Here is a 16,296-nt window from a genome sequence, read left to right on the forward strand (position 1 = left end):
TCGCCTTCTATCACTGACCGAGGGTCAGAACCTTCTGCATCATGGATTTAGCGGTGTTCATGATTTCGGCGTTGGTCTGGAAAGACCGGCTGGCAGAAATCATGTCGGCCATTTCTTCCACGACATTGACGTTGGGGTAGTAGACATACCCGTCCTTGTCAGCGGAAGGATGATTGGGCTCGTAACGTGCTTCCAGGTTCGAGCTGTCTTCGATGATGCCGTTGACCTGCACGCCCTGCCCGGCTTCGCCCTGATCCTGGAACAGCGAACCGCCTGTGGACTGCTGACCCTGCATCACGGTGGCAAACACCGGATGACGGGCGCGGTAGGTCTGGTCCATGCTCGAAGACACGGTCTCGGCGTTGGCGATGTTACTGGCCGTAGTGTTCAGACGCGTGGTCTGGGCACTCATGGCGCTACCGGCAATGTTGAACACATTGGCTAGTGACATGAATTATTCTCCGCGAAGGGCTGCAACCAGCCCCTTGAACTTGCTGTTGAGCAATGTGAAGCTGGCCTGGAAGCCCATGGCGTTCTCGGTGTAGCTGGCCTGCTCGACCTGGGAATCGACGGTGTTCTGGTCCAGCGAAGGCTGGGACGGGGTGCGATACATCAGCGTCCCGTCATCATTGCCCATGCCTTCGGCTTCGATATGGCGGCTGTTGGTCTTGTTCAGCGCGAAATGACCGTTCTGCACCTTGTCGTTTTCGGCAGCCAGCACCGACGAGAAGTCCAGATCGCGAGCCTTGAAGTTCGGGGTATCGGCGTTGGAGATGTTGTTGGCCAACACCTCTGCACGCTGAGCCCGGAAGTTCAGAGCCTTTTCATGTATGCCTAGCGCTTTATCGAAGCTGATGCTCATTTCGGGAAACCTTTGCCGGTTGACCTGATTCTGTTGTTACTGACAAAGCAATCAGCGTGCCATGTTGCAAAAGCCAATGATTGCGGGGGCCACAGCCAGCGGCGAGGCGGCAATGCCAGAAAAGCGGCAAGGCATTTCCGCTGTGGGAGAAGAAAGCGGCAAGAGGGGTGCCGTTTTTTTGCCAGTATCGGCTTGCCGCCTGACAATGGCGGCACTTCATTACTGCCTCATTCGGACACCCAATAAAAAAGAGACCCGAAGGTCTCTTTGACGACTGAATCAGAGGCCAAGCTCACTCAACCCAGGGTGGTCATCAGGTCGGCGCCCCAGTGGCCAATGGTATTTGCGCTCGGACTCGGCGATCGGCAAATCGTTGATGCAGGCAAAGCGCCGCTGCATGAGGCCGTTTGCAGCGAACTCCCAGTTTTCGTTGCCATACGAACGGAACCAGTTGCCAGAGTCGTCATGCCATTCATAGGCATAGCGCACGGCAATGCGGTTATCGGTATATGCCCAGAGCTCCTTGATCAGCCGATAGTCCAGTTCCTTGCGCCACTTGCGCTCCAGAAAGGCCTGAGCCTCTGCACGACCATTGATGAACTCGCTACGGTTACGCCAATACGTGTCTTCGGTGTAGGCCAGCGCAACTTTCGCTGCATCGCGAGAGTTCCAGCCATCCTCGGCGCCACGGACTTTCTGGACAGCCGTCTCCAGGGTAAAGGGTGGAAATGGCGGTCTTCCTTTATCACTCATCTCAGCGTCCTCAGAACGGTTTATAGGGCAGAAATTTTCCATCAAGGGTGATCACGGCTCGCTCGCCCCCTTCCGGATCTTCGACTTTCTTGATGTCGAGCTTGAAGTTGATTGCGCTGATGATGCCGTCGCCGAACTGCTCATGCACCAATGCCTTCAGCGTTGTGCCGTAGACCTGAACCATTTCGTGGAAGCGATAGATCGTCGGGTCACTGGAGACGTCTTCGACATTGCCGCGCAACGGGATGGTTTGCAGTTCGGCGACCGCGTCCCTGTCCAGCCCGATACGCTCGGCGACTACCTCGGCCACCGCTTCCGGCAATGGGTGCTGACCGAGCAATGCAGCCGTGACATACACCACGCTCAACCCCGTACCTTCTGCAAGCCCTGCCCACGTCAGGTTCTTTGCGGTCTTGGCCTGCAGCACACGTTCAGTCAGATTCTGGCGCGGCGCTCTGGAAATGTTGCTGTGCGGCATAGGTAAACCTCCGGAATGAATTCACATCAATCACAGCATCGGCAACTATCACCATAAGATCCAAGACTGATTTATGATCATCGCCATAATCCTGCCTTATGGTGATGCCGTGCTGTTACGCCATATACGTTATTTGCTGGCAGTCGCCGACCATGGCAATTTCACCCGGGCGGCCGAGGCCCTGCATGTCTCACAACCGGCGTTGTCGCAACAGATCAGGCAGCTGGAAAGCAGCCTGGGTGTGCAACTGTTCGACCGCACCCGCCGCAGCGTCGTGCCGACCGATGCTGGCCGCGTGTATCTGGACCACGCGCGTCGCTGCCTGCTTGAGCTGGAGGCCGGGAAGCGTGCGCTCAACGATGTCAGCGATCTGTCACGCGGACAATTGCGCCTCGGCGTCACGCCAACCTTCAGTGAATACCTGATAGCGCCGTTGATCGAACGCTTCAGCGCGCTGTATCCCGGCGTAACAATCATCCTCACGGAGCTGCCTCTGGAGCAGATCACCGAGGCATTGATCAGTGACGCGCTCGATCTGGCCATCGGTTTTGCCGGCAGTCATGCCGTCGAGATAGACAGCCAGCCTCTGTTCGATGAACAACTGTGCCTGGTCATGGCCAAGTCTGCCCCCGAAAAACAGACCGCACTGACACTTGAGGACCTGCAAACGCTTCGCTTTGCCTTGCTCGCCCCCGGATTCGCCACTCGCCAGCTACTGGATGCCTGGTGCCAGACGCAGAATTTCAAGCCTACGGTCGGCCTGGAGGCGAACTCGATCGCCATTTTGCTCAAGGTCGTTGCCCAGGGGCGTATGGCGACCATTCTTCCCGATGCCATCGTTCGCGAGCAGCCCGGGTTGCGCGAAGTTCAGACGACCCCTGCCCTGCCTGGGCGGACGGTTGCGCTGCTGCGGCGTAAAAACGGCTACCAGAGCGCCGCCGCCAACGCTTTTGCAAAACTGGTGAGTAACAGTACGCAAACATGAACCGATGGGCAGATGATCGAAGCTGTTTTCAGCTGCGCACAAAAAAAGAGACCCGAAGGTCTCTTTTTTCATCGCAGGCAACTGACAGACCGTCACTTGGCCTTATAGATGATCCCGGGGCTGCACTGAACCATCTGATAGTGATCCGGCAAACCATTGAGCGCTTCGGAAGCCCCCAGAAACAGGTAACCGCCTGGCTTGAGCGTACCGTGGATGCGCAGCAGGATGTCCTTCTTCACTTCAGCGGAGAAGTAGATCAATACGTTGCGGCAGAACACGATGTCGAACTTGCCCAGCGAGGCGTAGCTGTCGAGCAGGTTGAACGAGCGGAACTCCACACGGCTCTTGATCGGCGTCTTGACGACCCAGCGACCCGGACTTTTTACATCAAAGAAACGCTGCAGACGATCCGGCGACAAGCCGCGGCCGATAGCCAGGCTGTCGTACTCGCCAGTCTTGCAGTTGTTGAGCATTGCACCAGACAAATCGGTGGCAACAATCTGCACGCCCGATTTGAGCTGGCCCTGATTGGCGCGCTCGAACTCATCGATCGACATCGACAGTGAGTACGGTTCCTGGCCCGATGAGCAGGCCGCCGACCAGATGCGCAGTCGCTGACCAGGGCTGGCCTTGATCTGCTCGGGCAGCACTTTGTTCTTCAGCACTTCGAACGGATAGGTATCGCGAAACCACAGGGTTTCGTTGGTGGTCATCGCATCGACAACCTGTTCGCGCAACCCACTGCGCGGCTGGGTCTGGATGCGCTGAACCAACTCGCCAAGCGACTTGATGCTTTGCTGCTCCATCAGTTTGTTGAGGCGGCTGGACACCAGATACTGCTTGTTTTCCCCAAGCAAGATGCCACAGGCTTTTTCCAGAAATACCCGGAACTGATCAAAATCCAAATTACCCGTAGACAAGGTGCCGCCTCTCAAATCATGTGAATCACCGGGGACGACGCCCCCGGCTGGTTATTCTGCTGCCTTGATCCGCGCAACAACCCTGGCCGCAAGATCATCAGGCCGGAATTTCGCGAGAAAATCATCAGCGCCGACTTTCTTGACCATCGCCTGGTTGAATACCCCGGACAGAGAGGTATGCAAGGTGATGTGCATCTTCTGCATACGCGGGTCATTACGTATCGCAGCTGTAAGGGTATAGCCATCCATCTCCGGCATTTCAATGTCGGAGATCATCATCAGGAACTCTTCTTCCGGTTTTTTACCCTCTTCGACCATTTTGCGCAGGTAATCCAGCGCTTGACGGCCATCGTTCAGGGCAACCACTTCCACACCGACGGTTTCCAGGCAGCGGCTGACCTGCTTGCGGGCCACCGACGAGTCATCGACCGTCAGAACACGCAGCGAAATCGCCTTGTGCTGAACCTCGGCATCGATCACACCGACTGACACTTCTTCGGAAATAGGTGCGACTTCGGCAAGAATCTTCTCGACGTCGATAATTTCCACCAACTGATTATCCACCCGGGTGACGGCGGTCAGGTAATGATCGCGCCCGGTCCCCTTGGGTGGTGGATGAATCTCCTCCCAGTTCATGTTGACGATGCGTTCTACAGAATGCACCAGAAAACCCTGAACCTTGGTGTTGTACTCAGTAATGATGACGAAGGAATTGACCAGCGAAATCATGCCCGTGGAACCCGTCGCCATCGCCAGATCCATGATCGGGATCGTGCCGCCACGGATATTGGCCACACCCCGGACGATCTTGCTCGATTTGGGCATGATGGTGAGTTTCGGGCATTGCAGTACTTCTTTTACCTTGAAGACGTTGATCCCGTAGAGCTGCTTGCCGTCGAGACGGAACAAGAGCAGCTCCAGGCGATTCTGACCCACCAGCTGAGTTCGCTGGTTTACCGAATCCATTACACCTGCCATGCCGAACCCCCTTACCAAAATGACCGCCGCCCAGACACTAGATCAACAAGCGGCACGGGCTTTGCTATTTATTACCTCATGAACGCAAAGACGACAATTTCTCGACACCTCGCATTAGAAACCCGCAGGCTTCTGTGCGCAATCGCTCTGCTGTGCCTTTGTGGCACGGTGAGCCTCGCTCGCGCAGAGAATTTCACACTGCCTGAACAGCTTATCGGCGTCACCCAAGGGTTTCTTGAGTTCACAGTAGAAGACTATTTGGCAACCAACCAGATTGACGGGCGTCATGACATACAGGTCAAGCAGCTCGACCCGCGTTTACGGATGGGTGCCTGTGACAAGGATTTGACAGCCACACTGGAAAGCCCGCGCCCGGTCGGCCGGGTTACGGTGCGGGTACGCTGCGAAGGTTCTTCGCCCTGGACAGTATTTGTGCCAGCCCAGGTGCTGCTGTATCGCAACGTTGTGACCGTGATGCGCCCGCTGAAACGCGATGCCATCGTTACTGAAGAAGACGTTGCGCTGCGTGAGCGCGACGTGAGCAGCCTGGGCCAGGGATTTCTGGCCTCTCTTGATCAGGCCGTCGGTCAAAAGGTTGTCCGACAAATGGTCATCGACCAGGTCGTCACCCCGGTGGCGCTGGAACAGCCACAAATGATTCACAAGGGCGACCAGGTGGTCATCATCGCCCGCAGCGGTTCGCTGGCGGTGCGTATGCCCGGCGAAGCGATGTCCGACGGAGGTTTCAACGAACAGATACGGGTGAAAAACCTTAATTCCCAGCGGGTGATCAAAGCGAATGTCACCGGCCCAGGGCAGGTGGAAGTGGCCATGTAATGCATTGATGCTGGCGCACAGGGTGTGTTTTTTTTAGACTGCGGGGAATATCCGACGGTGAAAAGCGTCTATTGGGAAGCTTTCTCACAATCGGCCTAAAGTTTGATAGGGGTTGGCCGAAAACAAGGCAAGCGTCCAAACACCCAGAGGTTTTTTCAATCATGGTCATAGATTTCAGTCGCCTTAACAATTCACAGTCTGTTGCCGGTACATCACGTACCAGCGCCAGCAAAGACACCGTCAAAACCGATGCGACAGCTCCTGCATCCACCGCAGGTGTCAAAAGCACCGGGGAAACTTTTTCTTTGAGCAGTGAGGCTCAACAGTTGCAGAAAATCACGGACAAGCTGACCGATCTGCCAACCGTCAATAGTGCTCGCGTTGCCGAGCTCAAGCAGGCCATCGCCGACGGTAGTTACACAGTGGACAGCAACCGTGTCGCCAGCAAGCTGTTGAATTTCGAAACCCAACGCTAAGCCAAGGCTGGCGCTGGATATTCTGGACGCTTAAAAACCAGAGCATGCGATGCAAGACACTACTTTGTTGCAGATGATCACTGACGACATGGTTTCGGCCCGACAGCTTCTAGAGCTGCTGCAGGCCGAATCCCTGATTCTTCACGGCCGCGACATGGGCGAGATGGAGCAGGTGCTGGCGCAGAAACAGGCGCTGGTCATTCTTCTCGATCAACATGGGCGCAAACGTAGCCAGGTGCTTGCGGGCATGGGGCTGCCAGCCAATCGCAGTGGTCTCCAGCAACTGGCCAGCCAGTCGGATGTCGGCGAGCAATTGCTGATGGCCGGTGACGAACTGAATGCGTTGATCAATGAATGCCAGACGCTGAACGAGCAGAATGGTAGTCTGATCCAGCTGCAACAGATCAGCACCGCTCATCAGCTTCGCATACTGAACGGCGGTGAGACGCCCACGCTCTATGACAGTCGCGGGTCAACTGCGCTTAGAGCAAAACCACGCCCTCTGAGTCAGGCGTAACTTCCTGTATCAAGGTTTCGTGCGTAGTGGCAGAATGCCTGTTGTTGCGTTGCCGTAGTATTTTGCCTGGAGATTCAAGAACGTGAATGGCTCAAGCGCGGACGATGCTCCGCAGCCCCCGAAGGTCCTCAACACACCTTTGGAAATTGCCGCTAACCTGCGGTTGCTACTCGAGAGTCATGATCCTCTGATCATTACCTTCCATGAGCGTGCCCAACGCTTTCAGAGCTACCTGCTTGAAGTCGACCGTGACAGCAACGTCATGGCGCTCGACGAAATGATCCCCCGTGATGGCGAACGCTTTTTAAGTAATGGCGAGTCTTTCCGCGTCGAAGGTTTTCACGACGGCGTGCGTATCGCCTGGGAAAGCTCGTCTCAGATGGAGATTGTCGATACCGACGGGCAGCGCCTGTACCGCGGACCGCTGCCTGAAGAAGTGATTTACCACCAGCGGCGCAACGCATTTCGTGCAGCGCTGAAGCTGGCACAGCTGGTCGACATCGAGATCGGCGGCGACCGTTTGAAATCCCCTCTGACCGGCAAACTGCTGGACATCTCTGCAACCGGTTGCAAACTGCGCTTTGAAGGCGATGTGTCCGAGCGCATGCAGTTGGGCCAGGTATACGAACGCTTTATTGCGAAGTTGCCATTCGGAGCAATGACAGCCCCCGTAGAGCTGCGTTATCTGCACTTCGAAGAAAGATTTCACACCACCTTTGCCGGCGTGCGCTTCCACAACATGAGTGGGCTTGTGCAGCGTCAGGTTGAGCGTTTCGTCTACCAGTTGCAGCGTGAAGCTCGCCGCTTCGACAAAGACGACGACTTCTGATCCCCGCTTCTGCTTGCTGGTGATTGCGGCAACCTGCCGCAATCACACCGTAATCCCCTGCTCTGCCCCCCGCTACACTCAAGCCTTCCAGGTCTCGCTTTCACGCTCGCGTTCGTGCTCTTCAGCTTCGGCTGTTTCCGTGCCCGCGACCGGCTCGGCCTGTGCCTCGGTTTCTGCGTCGGCGTCGGCCACCACCTCAGACTCAGGTTCGGACTCCGGCTCGACGGTGGTCTGCATCTGCTCCTGAACCACCTGCTCATCGACACGCGGGTCCAGTGCAACCACCAGCGGCGAGCTGGACATGCTGTCCGGCATCGCGACGTGATGCAGCGGTGCGTTTTCGACCTGATGCAAATGGGTAACGGCCTTGGGTCTGATCAGCAGCACCAGAATCACCCCGGCACCACAGACGAACGCATACAGCATGTGGCCGCCAAACAGCTTCATGACCACGCCGGCAGCCAACGGGCCGATACTCGCGCCGATGCCATAGGTCATCAGCAACATGGCCGTCAGCGACACCCGGCGTTCGGCCTCGACGTGGTCATTGGCAAATGCCACCGCCAGTGGATAGAGGCAGAACTGCATCAGCGAGGCGAGAAAGCCGACGCCGAACAGGACTTCGACCGGCACACTCGGAAACACCGCCAGCGGCAATGACGCCACCACCAGTGCAGCGGCAAAGATGCGCATCAGTACGGATCGGTCATAGCGGTCGGAAAGCAGACCCAATGGCCACTGCACCAGGAACCCGGCCAGAATGCAGCAGCCCATGAACAGACCGACCTGCTCGGTGGACAGCCCCTGTTCGGCGGCGTAAACCGGTGCCAGACCGTAGAACGAACCGATGATTAGCCCGGCACCCAACACCGCCGTCAGCGACTGCGGCACACGCTTCATGAAGAAGAGCGGCTCCAGCGGTGCCGGGTGCAACGGTGCGGGGTGAATTGCCCGGGTCATGGCGACCGGCACAAGACACAGCGCGAAGCACAATGCCACCAGCATCAGCAGCTCAGGGCCCAGTTGCGGGTGGACCACCAGTACCAGTTGCCCCAGCACCAGGCCCAGATAGGACGCAATCATGTAACCGCTGAACACCATGCCGCGCTGTTTCGCGGCGGCCTGCTCGTTCAGCCAGCTCTCGATGACCATGTATTGGCACATCATGCCCAGACCGACAATCACCCGCAGTACCAGCCAGGCGGGCAACCAGCTGATCAGGCCATGCCCTAGCACCGCAGCACCAACGATACCGGCGCAGGTGGCATAGGCCCGAATATGACCGACACGGCCGATCAGACGGTGACCGATCTTGCCCCCCAGGACCAGACCGAAATAGTTGGCGGCCATCAGCGCACCGACCCACAGGCTGTCGACCTGATCGGCCGCCAGGCGCAGGGCCAGATAAGTGCTCAGCAGACCTGAACCGATCAACATCATCAACGAGGCAAAATAAAGCGCTCGAAAGGACTTCCAGATTTGGCGCATCAACTTTCCAAAAATAGGGAGTCGCCCGACCGGGCGAGCCCAACACTGCGATTCTTAAACCTGAGCAGCCAGAACGCGCCGTTCCCAGGGGGTTATCTCGTCAAAAAAACTGGTCAGTTCCAGGGTCTTCGACGCGATGTAGCCTTCGATGAATTCATGACCAAACAGTTCCTTGGCCAACTGACTGCTTTTCAGACGCTCCAGAGCGGCGTGCAGGGTACACGGCAATGACAATTCTTCCGGCACCTCAATCTCGCCTTGCATGGGCGGGGTGGGTTCCAGCTTTTGCTCGATGCCATGCAGCCCGGCCGCCAGGCTTGCGGCGATGGCCAGATAAGGATTGGCGTCGGCGCCTGGCAAACGGTTCTCCACCCTTCGAGCCGCCGCTGCACTCGACGGGATGCGCAGGCCGGCTGCGCGATTGTCGTAGGACCAGCAGGCGTTATTGGGCGAAGCATAGGGTTGGCACAGGCGCTGATAGGAATTCACATTGGGCGCGAACAGCGCGGTGAAGTCAGCCATGCAGACCTGCTGACCCGCGATAAAGTGACGAAACGTGTCAGTCGGCTGGCCATCTGCGTCACTGAAGACGTTTACCCCGGAGTCTATTGCCACCACGCTCTGATGAAGATGCATCGAACTGCCCGCCGTGTGCGCGAGCGGCTTGGCCATGCAGACCACAATAAGCCCGTGCTTGAGCGCGACTTCCTTGAGCAGGTGCTTGAACAGAAAGGTCTGGTCGGCGAGCAGCAGCGGGTCGCCATGCAGCAGGTTGATCTCGAACTGGCTGACGCCCATTTCGTGCATCACCGTGTCCCGCGGCAGGCCCAACGCCGCCATGCAGGCGTATACCTCGGCGAAAAAAGGCCGCAAGCCATTGTTCGAGCTGATACTGAACGCTGAATGCCCCTGCTCGCGTCGTCCGTCCAGCCCTGTCGGCGGCACGAACGGATACAGCGGCTCGGGGTTGGGCGCGAAGACAAAGAACTCGAGTTCAGTGGCCACAACCGGGGCCAGCCCACGTGCGGCATAGCGGGCAATGACGGCCTTGAGCTGGCTGCGCGTCGAGAGCATGCAACGCTCGCCGCTCAACTCCTCCGCATCGCAGATGGCCAGGGCGCGCGGTTGCTCGCTCCAGGGCAGACGATGGACCTGCTGCGGATCGCTGAGCAGCGCGAGGTCGCCATCATCGCTACCGTAAAACCGTGACGGCGGGTACCCGCCCATGATGCATTGCAGCAACACACCCCGCGCAAGCTGCAATCGCCTGCCCTGCAGAAAACCGGCAGCGGTCATCACCTTGCCGCGTGGCACGCCGTTCAGGTCCGGGGTCACACACTCCACTTCATCAATGCCCATCAGCAGCTGTGCCAGCGGATGGGGGTCATTGCGTGTCATGGTTCATTCCTTTGTCGTGGGCCAGGCCGCTCGGCGGCAACCCGTACAAAATACGCAGCGGGCGTTCGGGATATCAAGCACTGAAACACCTTCGTGAGAAGGATCACTACCCGACCTCTACCTGATCCGGCAAAAGCGGTCTTGGCCGGGTTCTTGCTGTGTACCCCGGTCACAACAGTTCGACTGTCATTTTTATGTCAATGGCAACGCCTTTGCCGGAAGCCCTTGAAGCAGATGCCCTTTCGAACAGCAATCGGATAAAACACGAGCAGAGAACCCTCCATGAGCGCACCGATTCCAGTAACTCGTCCTCTGTTACCGCCTCTGGAGGAGTTCATTCCCTACCTCGAACACATATGGGAAAGCCGCCAGCTCACCAATGGCGGTCCGTTTCACCAGCAGCTTGAAAAGGAGCTGGCCGAGTACCTGGGCGTGCAGCATCTCTCGCTGTTTTCCAATGGCACGCTGGCGCTGATGACCGCCATTCAGGCGCTGCGCATCAAGGGCGAAGTCATCACCACGCCCTACTCGTTCGTGGCAACCGCCCATTCGCTGCTCTGGAACAGCCTGACGCCGGTGTTTGTCGACATCGACCCGGGTACTTATAACCTGGACCCGGAGCGCATTGAAGAAGCCATCACTCCGGCTACCACGGCGATCATGCCCGTACACTGCTACGGCATCCCGTGTGACGTCGACCGCATTCAGCAGATCGCCGATCGCTATGGCTTGAAGGTCATCTACGATGCCGCCCATGCGTTCGGTGTCCAGCATCGCGGGCAAAGCCTGCTGAATCACGGGGATCTGTCGGTGCTGAGCTTTCACGCCACCAAGGTGTTCAACACCTTCGAAGGCGGGGCCATCATCAGTCCGGATGCCAAGACCAAGCAACGCATCGATTACCTGAAGAACTTCGGCTTTGCTGACGAAGTGACCGTAGTCGCGCCGGGAATCAACGGCAAGATGAGTGAGATCAACGCTGCGTTCGGTCTGCTTCAGTTGAAGTACATCGACGAAGCGCTCTTGAAACGGCAACGTATCGATGAACGCTATCGCGATGCGCTGGCAACGGTGCAGGGGCTGAAAATTCTCTGGAAAAGCACCGAAAAACACAATTACTCGTACTTCCCGGTGCTGGTCACCGAAGACTTCGCGATTTCCCGCGATGACCTTTATCAGCGGTTCCGCGACCACAACATTCTGGCGCGCCGTTACTTTTACCCGCTCATTTCCACATTCCCGATGTACCGGGGCCTTGACTCGGCAAAACCCGATCGCCTGCGTGTCGCGACCGGCCTGTCCAGTCAGATCCTGTGCCTGCCGATCTACGACAGCCTGACGGATGAAGCCTTCGACAGCATCATTGATGTGATCGTCAAAGCCAGTAAAGAGAACTGCTAATGCGAACGTGCCCAGTCTGCTCCTGTCGTTTCCCGAACTTCTATCCGCTGGGTAGAAGCCATCTGGAAATCCTCCACCGCCTGAACGTCCACTACTGCATCGAAGACTTCGAAACCCTTAACGTCGGGCAATACAGCTGCCCCGAATGCATGGCGTCGGACCGCGACCGGCTTTACGCGCTGTTTGCCATGAACATGCTCGACAACCCGCCGGGCAAACCGTTGCGTATCCTCGATATCGCGCCAGCAGTGGTGCTCTCGAAGTTTCTGCGCAGCCTGCCCAACGCCCGATATCGCTCGGCCGACCTGTTCTCGCCGCTGGCTGATGACGTGGTCGATATCATGGACATGCACATGTATGCCGACGAGTCCTTCGATTTCATCGTGTGCTCGCACGTACTTGAGCACGTACCTGATGACCGCAAGGCCATGTCCGAGCTGTTTCGGGTACTGGCCAAAGGCGGCTCTGCCATCCTGATGGTGCCGATTCTGCTGACCGCCACCGAAACCGAAGAAGACCCGGACGAGCCAAGCGTCGATGAGCGCTGGGCGCGCTTCGGCCAGGACGATCATGTGCGGATGTATGCCAGGCAAGACTTCCAGTCCCGTTTGACGCAGGCCGGTTTCGACGTGAAGGCCCTCGGCTCGCAGGCATTCGGTGAAGGCGTCTTCAAGCAGCACGGCATTACGGAACAGTCGGTTTTGTATATAGGCCAAAAAAGCTGACGACAACTGCAGATCATGGACGCCGACTGCGTTGCCCGGTTGGTTTTTAAAACTTTTTCAAAAGTGGTATTGCGATGAGTTCTTCACGCCTGGTCAGTATTGTCATCCCCGCTTACAAACCGGCTTTCTTCGAAGCAGCGCTTGCCAGCGCGCTGCGCCAGAACCACGACGACATCGAGATCATCATTACCGACGACTGCCGTGACGATGGCATCAAGGCTATTGTCGAAAAGCTCAGCCCGGACAGCCGCTGGCCCATTCACTATTTCAAAAACGCAACGCCGCTGGGCGAACCTCACAACATCGCACACGCCATAGCGCGTGCGCAGGGTGAGTACATCAAGTTTCTCTACGACGATGACATCCTTCTCCCGGACTGCGTGCGCCTGATGTTCGATGTCATGCACGACAGCCCTGATATCAAAGTGGTGTCCGCGACCAGAAAGAGGATCGACGCCAACGGCACTCTGCTGGCAGACAACCTCTACACGGCCTACCCATTCGGCAAAAACGTCGTTCTGGACGGTCCGGAGCTGGTGTCCTTTCTGGCCAGTCACCCGATCAACTTCGTCGGCGAGCCCAGTGCAGTCATGTGTCGTCGCGAAGACCTGCTGGTATTCGGGCAGGACATCATGTCCCTGCAACAGGTGCTGATCTGGGGGCTGGGTGATTTGGCCATGTACGCAAAGCTCTTGCGTCATGGCAACCTGGCGATGCTCGCCCGCCCGCTCTCCTATTTCCGGGTGTCGGATCAGCAGAGCAGCGAGGCATTCAGAAAAGACCCGACCCTGCCTCGCGAAGGTCACGCCAACTTCAAACGCATTCCCGCAGAGCTGGGCTGGGTAAGGCCTGACGAGTTCAATGGCAAGGTCAAGGTTGCTCCGCTGTCACAACGCGACAATATTCAGGAAATGGACCTGCTGGCCTACTTCGACAGAAGGCCCGAAGCTACCGTTCGAAATACCCGTGTCGCTGGCTGGCTCGGTCAGCGCAGACCTACGCCAGCCCAGCATGCGTTGCTCAACGAGCACCTGCAACAACACAACGGCGGCCCTGCTATTGCGATTGTCGTGTCGGATTTCAATCAGCAGCCCGAGAGCGTGCTGAGCACGCTGCAAAGCCTGGCGTCCGACGCGCCGCTGCTCGACAAGCTCAAGGTGTTTGTCCTTGCCGACTACGACCGGGACCAGCAGACGCCGCTGCAAGCGCAACTGCCTTGGCGGGATGCCAGCATGGAAAATCGTGCAACGGTCATCAACGCGCTGATGCAGGAAAACGATCAAGCTTGGTGGATCCTGGTCGACGCCGGCACGACGTTCACCTCGAGCGGCCTGCTGTGCGCCGTCATGAAAATGATCGAAACGCCCGAAGCCTGCGCAGTGTTCGGCGACGAAGTGACCCTGCATGCGCAGGCAGGCGCGCATCTGGCCTTTCGCCCGGACTTCAGCCTGGATTACCTGCTGACCTGCCCGGCGGCAACCAGCCGCAACTGGCTGTTCAATCGTGAAAAAGCTCTGGAGGTGGGCGGCTTCGACCCAGTCCACGCGCAGGCCATTGAACTCGACCTGATCCTGCGCATGATCGAGGGTCCGGGCTATACCGAATTTGCGCACTCTTGCGAGCCGATGATCATCTCGCCCTTATGGCAGGCACAGGAGAACTACGATCAGGCGCGCACCGTGCAACGGCATCTGCACGTGCGTGGCTACCCAGGCAGTAAGGTGCATGCGCTGGAGTCGGGACTTTACCGGATCGATTACGGCCATGCCGATCAGCCTCTGGTCTCCATTCTCGTTACCTCGCAGGATCAGCTCGAAACGCTGCTGCCCTGCGTAGAGAGCATTCTGGAAAACACGACGTATCCGCACTATGAAATTCTGATCTGCGACAACAACAGCCAGTCGGCACAGACCACGCAATGGCTGGCGACCATCGAGTCGATGCAGTCGGAACGGATCCGCATCGTTCGCCATGAGCAGGCACTGAGCCCGTCGGCGCTGCTCAACTCCGCAGCCGAACACGCGCTGGGCGACTATCTTGTGATGCTCGACAGCCACGCCCTGATCATCCAGCAGGACTGGCTCAACCACCTGCTCAACCACGCACTGCGCCCTGAAGTGGGCGTTGTCGGCGCGAAACTCATTTCGACGGATGGCAATGTCGTGCAGGCCGGCATCATCATAGGCCTCAATGGCACCGCTGCGACTGTCACTGCCAGCGACATCGCAGGGTCTGCGAGCGATGCGCAACGTCTGGAAACAGACCAGAACTACAGCGCGGTCAGCGGCTCCTGCCTGATGATTCGCAAGTCCGTGCATGAAGAGGTGCAAGGCCTGGACGAACACTTGTTCCCCCTGCACTTCAATGACGTTGACCTGTGCCTGAAGGCGCGCAGCACCGGGCATCTGGTCGTCTGGACACCGCACGCCATCGTTGCGCTGCGCCCGAACAACGCACAGAGCGACGCTGAAGCACTGGATTTCGCGACGCGCGCGCTCTACCACCGCTGGCTGCATTACATGGCCTGGGACCCTGCATACAACAAGAACCTGATGCTGACTGACAGTTTCGTCGCCCAGAGCAACCCGCAGTTGAGCTGGCGGCCGTTGACCCACCGTCCACTGCCGGTGGTCCTTGCTCTGCCCTGCAATCATGCGGCTGCCGGCAATCGCATCAGCACCGCGCTGCAAAGCCTGAGCGCCGAGCGCGAGGCAGACGGCATCATCAGCCATGCGCCGCTTCCATTCGTGGAAATTGCCAGGCTCAGCCCGAATGCAGTGGTCATCCAGGGGCCGATAGATGAAAGCCTGATTGCCAGCATCAACGCGATCAAGGACCACACCAACGCCTGGGTGGCCTACGACCTGCCGCACTACCCGGCGTACGCTGAAATCGACAAGAGCGCTGCGCCACTCGCTACAGTGCAGGCTTCCCTGCGCCACGGGCTGGCGCGGGCAGATCTGATCACCGTCCCCACAACAGCACTGGCGGAGCTGCTAGAGGGCTCACACCTCAACATTCAGGTGGTTGAAACCCGACTTGCGCCTGATCCGTGGCGCAATCTGCGAAGCCAGCGCCAGACTCGTCCCAGACCTCGTGTAGGTTGGGTAGGCACGGCGACAGAAACAGGCGACCTGCTGATTCTGTCAGAAGTCATCAAGGCGCTGGCAGACCGTGTGGAGTGGGTCATCATGGGACCTTGCACGCGCTGGCTACGCCCTTACATTCATGAACTGCGTTCGCCCGTGGAGGGCACCTTGTTCCCCGAGGCGTTGGCCAGTCTGAATCTGGATCTGGTAGTGGTGCCGGCCGAGTCGAATCTGATCAACCGGAGCAAAAGCCCGGTGGCCTTGCTGGAGTTTGGTGCCTGCGGTTTTCCGGTCATTTGCAGTGATGTGCTCAGCGTGCCTGAAGACCTGCCCGTCACTCGGGTGGAAAACGAAACCAATGCCTGGGTCAGTGCCATCGAGCAACACATTGACCAGTTGGATGAGTGCGCACGCAAGGGCGATGCCTTGAGGCAGGCAGTCATCGATAACTGGATGCTTGAGGCCGATCACTTGCAAGCCTGGCGCGATGCCTGGCTGAAGGGCTGATCAGGGAAGGATTCAAACCGACAACAAGCTCTGCGTCCGGGCGGTGACGCAGA

General features: G+C 58.0%; 16 protein-coding genes. 8 read left to right on the forward strand and 8 right to left on the reverse strand.

Annotated elements, in window-relative coordinates:
* Positions 1–10: 10 nt before the first annotated feature.
* The 4 genes from flgC to cynS form a co-directional block, all read right to left on the reverse strand.
* Positions 11–451, reverse strand: coding sequence for a flagellar basal body rod protein FlgC (flgC, locus tag AO068_RS15115; RefSeq protein WP_002554316.1), 441 nt, complete (start codon positions 449–451; stop codon positions 11–13).
* A gap of 3 nt (positions 452–454) precedes the next feature.
* Complete coding sequence (gene flgB, locus AO068_RS15120) at positions 455–862, reverse strand: flagellar basal body rod protein FlgB (protein WP_003370068.1); 408 nt, start codon at positions 860–862, stop codon at positions 455–457.
* Positions 863–1,141: 279 nt separating this feature from the next.
* A complete protein-coding gene (locus AO068_RS15125) occupies positions 1,142–1,615 on the reverse strand; it encodes a nuclear transport factor 2 family protein (protein ID WP_058401315.1) in 474 nt (157 codons plus the stop codon).
* 10 nt (positions 1,616–1,625) lie between these two features.
* The gene (gene cynS, locus AO068_RS15130) at positions 1,626–2,093 is read right to left on the reverse strand and encodes a cyanase (RefSeq protein WP_058408779.1); all 468 of its coding nucleotides are present in this window, start codon (positions 2,091–2,093) and stop codon (positions 1,626–1,628) included.
* 73 nt (positions 2,094–2,166) lie between these two features.
* Between cynS and cynR the strand changes: the two genes are divergently transcribed.
* Positions 2,167–3,078, forward strand: a complete 912-nt coding sequence (gene cynR / locus AO068_RS15135) for a transcriptional regulator CynR (RefSeq protein ID WP_058408780.1) — start codon at positions 2,167–2,169, stop codon at positions 3,076–3,078.
* Between the two features lie 92 nt (positions 3,079–3,170).
* Here cynR and cheR read toward each other — a convergent pair whose 3' ends face one another.
* Together cheR and AO068_RS15145 are read right to left on the reverse strand one after the other, a co-directional pair.
* Positions 3,171–3,998 (reverse strand): protein-glutamate O-methyltransferase CheR, encoded by an 828-nt coding sequence (cheR, locus tag AO068_RS15140; RefSeq protein ID WP_005744560.1) that lies wholly within the window; start codon positions 3,996–3,998, stop codon positions 3,171–3,173.
* Between the two features lie 51 nt (positions 3,999–4,049).
* Entirely contained in the window at positions 4,050–4,976 is a 927-nt protein-coding gene (locus tag AO068_RS15145; RefSeq protein ID WP_002554322.1) for a chemotaxis protein CheV, read from the reverse strand.
* 78 nt (positions 4,977–5,054) lie between these two features.
* Here AO068_RS15145 and flgA point away from each other — a divergent pair, with 78 nt between their 5' ends.
* From flgA to AO068_RS15165, 4 genes are all read left to right on the forward strand, one after another.
* Positions 5,055–5,813 (forward strand): flagellar basal body P-ring formation chaperone FlgA, encoded by a 759-nt coding sequence (gene flgA / locus AO068_RS15150; protein WP_002554323.1) that lies wholly within the window; start codon positions 5,055–5,057, stop codon positions 5,811–5,813.
* 161 nt (positions 5,814–5,974) lie between these two features.
* Complete coding sequence (flgM, locus tag AO068_RS15155; protein ID WP_058408781.1) at positions 5,975–6,289, forward strand: flagellar biosynthesis anti-sigma factor FlgM; 315 nt, start codon at positions 5,975–5,977, stop codon at positions 6,287–6,289.
* A 49-nt stretch (positions 6,290–6,338) separates the two neighbouring features.
* The gene (locus AO068_RS15160; RefSeq protein WP_002554325.1) at positions 6,339–6,806 is read left to right on the forward strand and encodes a flagella synthesis protein FlgN; all 468 of its coding nucleotides are present in this window, start codon (positions 6,339–6,341) and stop codon (positions 6,804–6,806) included.
* Between the two features lie 82 nt (positions 6,807–6,888).
* Positions 6,889–7,635 (forward strand): flagellar brake protein, encoded by a 747-nt coding sequence (locus tag AO068_RS15165; RefSeq protein WP_004658708.1) that lies wholly within the window; start codon positions 6,889–6,891, stop codon positions 7,633–7,635.
* Positions 7,636–7,713: 78 nt separating this feature from the next.
* Here the strand turns inward: AO068_RS15165 and AO068_RS15170 are convergent, their stop codons facing one another.
* A complete protein-coding gene (locus AO068_RS15170; RefSeq protein WP_004664422.1) occupies positions 7,714–9,123 on the reverse strand; it encodes an MFS transporter in 1,410 nt (469 codons plus the stop codon).
* Positions 9,124–9,177: 54 nt separating this feature from the next.
* A complete protein-coding gene (locus AO068_RS15175) occupies positions 9,178–10,419 on the reverse strand; it encodes a glutamine synthetase family protein (RefSeq protein ID WP_161936592.1) in 1,242 nt (413 codons plus the stop codon).
* A gap of 384 nt (positions 10,420–10,803) precedes the next feature.
* On the opposite strand from AO068_RS15175, the gene vioA reads away from it, so the two are divergent.
* The 3 genes from vioA to AO068_RS15190 all read left to right on the forward strand — a co-directional run bounded on the left by vioA (position 10,804) and on the right by AO068_RS15190 (position 16,243).
* Positions 10,804–11,922 carry a dTDP-4-amino-4,6-dideoxy-D-glucose aminotransferase VioA gene (gene vioA, locus AO068_RS15180; RefSeq protein ID WP_058408782.1) on the forward strand — a complete coding sequence of 373 codons (1,119 nt, stop codon included), beginning with the start codon at positions 10,804–10,806 and terminating at the stop codon, positions 11,920–11,922.
* Positions 11,922–12,647 carry a class I SAM-dependent methyltransferase gene (locus AO068_RS15185; RefSeq protein ID WP_057402142.1) on the forward strand — a complete coding sequence of 242 codons (726 nt, stop codon included), beginning with the start codon at positions 11,922–11,924 and terminating at the stop codon, positions 12,645–12,647. The genes vioA and AO068_RS15185 overlap by 1 nt, the downstream gene beginning before the upstream one ends.
* A 74-nt stretch (positions 12,648–12,721) precedes the next feature.
* Complete coding sequence (locus tag AO068_RS15190; RefSeq protein ID WP_058408783.1) at positions 12,722–16,243, forward strand: glycosyltransferase; 3,522 nt, start codon at positions 12,722–12,724, stop codon at positions 16,241–16,243.
* The last annotated feature ends 53 nt before the right edge of the window (positions 16,244–16,296 follow it).

The sequence above is a fragment of the Pseudomonas sp. ICMP 3272 genome, from assembly GCF_001466905.1.
GTDB lineage: Bacteria > Pseudomonadota > Gammaproteobacteria > Pseudomonadales > Pseudomonadaceae > Aquipseudomonas > Aquipseudomonas amygdali.

Bases quoted from the DNA above. Each gene is read 5' to 3' on its own strand.
- flgC (WP_002554316.1), bottom strand. From the start codon at position 451: ATGTCACTAGCCAATGTGTTCAACATTGCCGGTAGCGCCATGAGTGCC.
- flgB (WP_003370068.1), bottom strand. From the start codon at position 862: ATGAGCATCAGCTTCGATAAAGCGCTAGGCATACATGAAAAGGCTCTG.
- AO068_RS15125 (WP_058401315.1), bottom strand. From the start codon at position 1,615: ATGAGTGATAAAGGAAGACCGCCATTTCCACCCTTTACCCTGGAGACG.
- cynS (WP_058408779.1), bottom strand. From the start codon at position 2,093: ATGCCGCACAGCAACATTTCCAGAGCGCCGCGCCAGAATCTGACTGAA.
- cynR (WP_058408780.1), top strand. From the start codon at position 2,167: ATGATCATCGCCATAATCCTGCCTTATGGTGATGCCGTGCTGTTACGC.
- AO068_RS15145 (WP_002554322.1), bottom strand. From the start codon at position 4,976: ATGGCAGGTGTAATGGATTCGGTAAACCAGCGAACTCAGCTGGTGGGT.
- flgA (WP_002554323.1), top strand. From the start codon at position 5,055: ATGAACGCAAAGACGACAATTTCTCGACACCTCGCATTAGAAACCCGC.
- flgM (WP_058408781.1), top strand. From the start codon at position 5,975: ATGGTCATAGATTTCAGTCGCCTTAACAATTCACAGTCTGTTGCCGGT.
- AO068_RS15160 (WP_002554325.1), top strand. From the start codon at position 6,339: ATGCAAGACACTACTTTGTTGCAGATGATCACTGACGACATGGTTTCG.
- AO068_RS15170 (WP_004664422.1), bottom strand. From the start codon at position 9,123: ATGCGCCAAATCTGGAAGTCCTTTCGAGCGCTTTATTTTGCCTCGTTG.
- AO068_RS15175 (WP_161936592.1), bottom strand. From the start codon at position 10,419: ATGACCGCTGCCGGTTTTCTGCAGGGCAGGCGATTGCAGCTTGCGCGG.
- vioA (WP_058408782.1), top strand. From the start codon at position 10,804: ATGAGCGCACCGATTCCAGTAACTCGTCCTCTGTTACCGCCTCTGGAG.
- AO068_RS15185 (WP_057402142.1), top strand. From the start codon at position 11,922: ATGCGAACGTGCCCAGTCTGCTCCTGTCGTTTCCCGAACTTCTATCCG.
- AO068_RS15190 (WP_058408783.1), top strand. From the start codon at position 12,722: ATGAGTTCTTCACGCCTGGTCAGTATTGTCATCCCCGCTTACAAACCG.